At 70.6% G+C, this 4,963-nt stretch carries 5 protein-coding genes; 3 read left to right on the forward strand and 2 right to left on the reverse strand.

All coding sequences use genetic code 11. The annotated features are described in order from the left end of the window. Positions 1 to 110 precede the first annotated feature (110 nt). Positions 111 to 1,151, reverse strand: coding sequence for a Gfo/Idh/MocA family protein (locus AC5RV2_RS14525; protein WP_494092914.1), 1,041 nt, complete (start codon positions 1,149 to 1,151; stop codon positions 111 to 113). 53 nt (positions 1,152 to 1,204) lie between these two features. Then, a complete protein-coding gene (locus AC5RV2_RS14530) occupies positions 1,205 to 1,996 on the reverse strand; it encodes an IclR family transcriptional regulator (protein WP_494092915.1) in 792 nt (263 codons plus the stop codon). Positions 1,997 to 2,239: 243 nt separating this feature from the next. On the opposite strand from AC5RV2_RS14530, the gene AC5RV2_RS14535 reads away from it, so the two are divergent. The 3 genes from AC5RV2_RS14535 to AC5RV2_RS14545 are packed head-to-tail and all read left to right on the forward strand — an operon-like array spanning position 2,240 to position 4,906. Beyond that, positions 2,240 to 2,956, forward strand: coding sequence for a CoA transferase subunit A (locus AC5RV2_RS14535; RefSeq protein WP_494092916.1), 717 nt, complete (start codon positions 2,240 to 2,242; stop codon positions 2,954 to 2,956). Positions 2,957 to 2,981: 25 nt separating this feature from the next. Next, positions 2,982 to 3,716, forward strand: coding sequence for a 3-oxoacid CoA-transferase subunit B (locus AC5RV2_RS14540; protein ID WP_494092917.1), 735 nt, complete (start codon positions 2,982 to 2,984; stop codon positions 3,714 to 3,716). Beyond that, positions 3,716 to 4,906 (forward strand): acetyl-CoA acetyltransferase, encoded by a 1,191-nt coding sequence (locus AC5RV2_RS14545; protein WP_494092918.1) that lies wholly within the window; start codon positions 3,716 to 3,718, stop codon positions 4,904 to 4,906. Before AC5RV2_RS14540 ends, AC5RV2_RS14545 begins: the two co-directional genes overlap by 1 nt. The last annotated feature ends 57 nt before the right edge of the window (positions 4,907 to 4,963 follow it).

The raw sequence follows: 4,963 nt of genomic DNA on the forward strand, positions 1-4,963 counted from the left end.
GGACGGAAGCCGCGGCTGGGGCCCCGCTCCGCTCCCGGGCTTCTTCTGTGAGCGCCGCCGGCGGCCCCGCCCCGTTTCTGGGGCATCTTGTGTGAGCGCCGCTGGCCGCCCTATGCCCGGTTCTGCCGGTGGATCTCCTCGATGATGCGGATGGCCGCCACGGCGTCCGCGGGCTCGACGGGAACCGGGGCGCCCTCGTGGATGGCCGCGGCCAGCTGCCGGTAGTACTCCGGGTAAGCGCCGGCGACGGGGCGAACCCTGCGGGTACGGCCGGGCGTGCCGAAGGTTCCCCACCGCTCTTCGGGCTCCTCGCCGTATCCGGCTGCCCCGGGAACCGCGCCGGCCGCCAGCGCGGCCTCCTGGCTGTCCAGCCCCCAGGAGGTGAAGGCGGCGGCCGAGCCGAGCACATGGAACCGCGGCGCGGGCAGCGCGGAGATGAGGTTCATCGACAACCGCGAGCGCACCCCCGATTCGTGCAGCAGGGAGACGAAGGCGTCCTCGTCGGAGGCTGCGCGGTCGGTGTGGCGGGCGGTCTCGCCGTAGACCGTGGCGGCCGGCCCGAAGAGCGTGAGCGCCTGGTCGATCAGGTGGACGCCAAGGTCGAAGAGGATGCCGCCGCCCCCGGTGGCACCGGCCGTCGCTTTCCAGGCCCGCAGGCCCTCCGGCTTCCAGCGCTCAAAGCGGGACTCGAAGGTGTGCACCCGGCCGAGTTCGCCGTCGCCGATCAGCTGCTTCAGGGTCAGGAAATCCGAATCCCAGCGGCGGTTGTGGAAGACGGAGAGCACCACGCCGGCCCGCCCGGCCCTGGCCAGCAGGGCGTCGCCCTGGGCGGGTGCGGGGACGAAGGGCTTGTCCACCACCACGTGCAGGCCGCGGTCAATCGCGGCGTCGGCGAGCGCGTAGTGGCTGGCCGGCGGGGTGGCCACCACCACGAGGTCAAGCGGCTCCGGCGCCGCGAAGAGTTCTTCCACCGTTGCCACGATCCGGGCGCGCGGGTGCCGGGCCGCCGCCTGTGCGGCCCGCTCGGGATTGGCCGTGACGATCGTGTCCAGCGAGTACCCGCCCGCGGCCTCCAGCAACGGCGCGTGGAAGACCCGCCCGGCGAGTCCGTAGCCGATCACGGCGGTGCGCAGCGGGTGGTGCCCGGCCATGGTTGCTCCTAAGGTGTCCTGGTGCCGGTCGAAAGTGCCCGGCTGCCTCGAGCCTAGCGGCGGACCTGCGGCTGTTCACGCAACTGCTGCGTGAGGATGTGCGCCTCCTCCAGGAGCAGCTTGCCGAGGAACTCCTGCCGGTCGGGCCGGAACCGTTGTTCGATGCCGGTCAGCGACAGCGCCCAGGCCGGCTGGCCATGCCGGTCGAAAACGGCCGCACCCATCCCCCAACTGCCCTCCAAAATCAGCCCCGGGTTGACGGTATAGCCCCGCTCCCGGGTCTCGGCCAGATTCGCGCGGATCCTGTCCGGCGCATGCGCCGGGCCGAAGCGCTCGACCCGGGCACCGCCGTCGTCGAGCAGCCGGTCGATCTCCGCATCCTCGAGAAAGGCCATGATGGCCAACCCTGCGGAAGCGATGCCCAGCGGGAAACGGACGCCTTCGTGCAGCACAAAGGAGCGCACCGGGAAGCTGCCTTCCACCCGTACCAGGCAGACGGTTTCGTCGCCCCGCCGGATGGACAGGAAGGCGCTCTCGCCGGTCTCGTCCGCCAACCGCTGAAGGCGCGGCCGGGCCAGGTCCTCGATGGCAAAGCGGCCGGCGGCCACCGACCCGAGCACATAAAGCTCCGGGCCCAGATGCCAGGTGCCGGTCTCTGCATGATGGTCCAGCAGGCCTTCGGCCGCGAGGGAGTTCAGCAGCCGGTAGACCGTGGGCCGGGTCAGGCCCGAGGCCCGGACGATGTCGGCCAGGGCCGCGCCGGTCTCCGGGGCGCGGCCGACGATCCGCAGCAGCCGGGCCACCCGGCCGACTACTTGGGCACCCTGTACCTGCTTGTCCGGCACTTGTCCTCCTGGCGGTCGGGCGGGGGTCTGACGGCGGGGCGCGGCGGCGTCGTCACCCCATCGATCCACAATGTGGACAGTCTACCTGCCGCTGTCCACACTGTGAATGGGCCCCTCGGGCACCCGTTGACGGGCCCGCTGCCGCGCCACTAGTCTGCCGGATAACAGCTGTCCACAAGATGGACAAGTTTCGCGCCGCGTCAGGATGAGTGGGTGCGGACGGCACTCAACGAGGAGGAAGCAATGTCCAAACTGACGGCAGGACCCGCCGCCGCACTGGCCGGCGTGCTCCATGACGGGATGACGATCGCGGTGGGAGGATTCGGGCTCTCCGGCATCCCCGCGGACCTGATCGACGCGGTGTGCGATTCCGGCGTCAAGGACCTGACGGTGGTCTCCAACAACATGGGCATCGACGGCAAGGGCCTGGGCGTGCTGATCGAGGCCGGGCAGGTCCGCAAGGTGCTGGCCTCCTACGTGGGCGAGAACAAGCTGTTCGCCCAGCAGTTCCTGGCCGGCACGCTGGAGGTCGAGTTCAACCCGCAGGGCACGCTGGCCGAGCGCCTCCGCGCCGGCGGCGCGGGCATCGCGGCCTTCTACACCAAGACCGGGGTGGGCACCGTGATCGCCGAAGGCAAGCCGCACGAGGAGTTCGACGGCGAGCTTTACGTGCAGGAACGGGGCATCGTAGCCGACCTGGCCCTCGTCCACGCCCACACCGCCGACACCGACGGCAACCTGATCTACCGCTACACCGCCCGCAACTTCAACCCGGTGGTGGCCACCGCCGGCCGCGTCACCATCGCCGAGGCCGAGGTGATCGTGGAGCCGGGCCAACTGGACCCGAACCACATCGTCACCCCGGGCGTGTACGTCCAGCGCCTCGTGCAGGCCTCCGGCCGCGCCAAGGACATCGAGCAGCGTACCGTCCGCCCCCGCCCCGCCGCCGTCGGCGCCTGAGATTTCAGACCAGAAGGAGCACATCATGGCTTGGACACGAGACGAAATGGCGGCCATCGCGGCCGCCGAACTGAACGACGGAGACTACGTCAACCTGGGCATCGGCATCCCCACGCTGGTGGCCAACAACCTGCCGCACGGCGTGCGGGTGGTGCTGCAGAGCGAAAACGGCCTGCTGGGGATGGGCCCGTTCCCGTACGAGGGCGACGAGGACGCCGACCTGATCAACGCCGGCAAGCAGACCGTGACGGTGCTGCCCGGCGGCTCCATCTTCGACTCGGCCACCAGTTTCGGCATGATCCGCGGGGGCCACGTGAAGACCGCCGTCCTGGGCGCGATGCAGGTCTCGGCCGCGGGCGACCTGGCCAACTGGACCATCCCCGGGAAGATGGTCAAGGGCATGGGCGGCGCGATGGACCTGGTCGCCGGCACCCCTCGTGTGGTGGTCCTGACCGAGCATGTGGCCAAGGACGGCACGCCCAAGATCGTCAACGAATGCTCGCTGCCGCTGACCGGGGTGAAGGTGGTCAACCGGATCATCACGGATCTCGCCGTCTTCGACATTGACGACGACGACGGTGCCCTCCCGCTGCGGCTGGTCCGCCTGGCGCCGGGGGTCACCGTGGCCGAGGTGCGGGAGAAGACCGAGCCGGACTTCGCCGTCGCCCCCGAACTGGACGAAGCCGCCGGGACCGGGCGGGGCGGAGCCGAGGCCGTGCCGGACGGGGCACTGGAAACCGCACTGGAAGGAACACACTGATGAGCCTGAAGCAACATTTCGGCAAGGACATCCTGCTGACCGGCTGGGGGCACTCCCCCTTCGGCAAGCTGTCCGACGAGACGCTGGAATCGCTGATTGTCGGGGTGGCCCGGGAGGCCATTGCCAACGCCGGGCTGGAACCGGGGCAGATCGACGAGATCTACCTGGGCCAGTTCAACTCCGGCATGGTGCCGCTGGGCTTCGCGTCCTCGCTGGCGCTGCAGGTCTCCGACGACCTGGCGAACGTGCCGGCCACCCGGGTGGAGAACGCCTGCGCATCCGGTTCGGCGGCCGTGCAGCAGGGTGCCAAGTCGCTGCTGGCCGGCACGGCGCACAACGTGCTGGTGATCGGGGCCGAGAAGATGACCCATGCCGGCGCCGACGTGGTGGGCGCCGCCCTGCTGGGCGCCGACTATGAGGCCGCCGGCAAGCCGAGCTCCACCGGGTTCGCCGGCCTCTTTGCCGAAACCGCCAAGCACTACCAGAAGCGCTACGGCGAGGTGGGCGACGTCCTCGGCTCGATTGCCGCAAAGAACCACCGCAACGGCGTGGCCAACCCCTACGCGCAGCTGCGCAAGGATCTGGGTGAGGAGTTCTGCCGGACGGTCTCGGACAAGAACCCCGTGGTCGCAGAGCCGCTGCGCCGCACGGACTGCTCTCCGGTCTCGGACGGTGCCGCCGCCGTGGTCCTCAGCACCGAGTCGCCGCGTCCCGGTGCCGCGGCCGCCGCAGTCCGGATGGCAGGGTTCGGCCACGCAAACGACTTCATGCCGGCCGAAAAGCGCGATCCTACCGCCTTCGCCGGCAGCCGCGCCGCCTGGCAGCGCGCCCTAGGCATGGCCGGGGCGGGGCTGGAGGACCTGGACCTGGCGGAGGTGCACGACTGCTTCACCATTGCCGAGCTGATCATGTACGAGGTCATGGGGCTGGCCCCGGCCGGCGAGGGCCGCCGCGCCATCGAGGAAGGCTGGGTGTACCGAGACGGCAAGCTGCCGGTGAACCTGTCCGGCGGGCTGAAGGCCAAGGGCCACCCGGTCGGCGCCACCGGCGTCTCGCAGCACGTGGTGGCCGCCATGCAGCTGTCCGGCACGGCCGGCGACATGCAGTTGGCCGGCGCCCGGCGTGCGGCCGTGCACAACATGGGCGGCCTGGCGATCGCCAACTACGTCAGCGTGCTCGAGGCGGTGTAGTTCCCTCTGGGTTGGGGGCAACGGGCGCCCGGCAAACCGGCCGGGCGCCCGTTCGCG

The organism is Arthrobacter sp. Y3225116, from assembly GCF_059091245.1.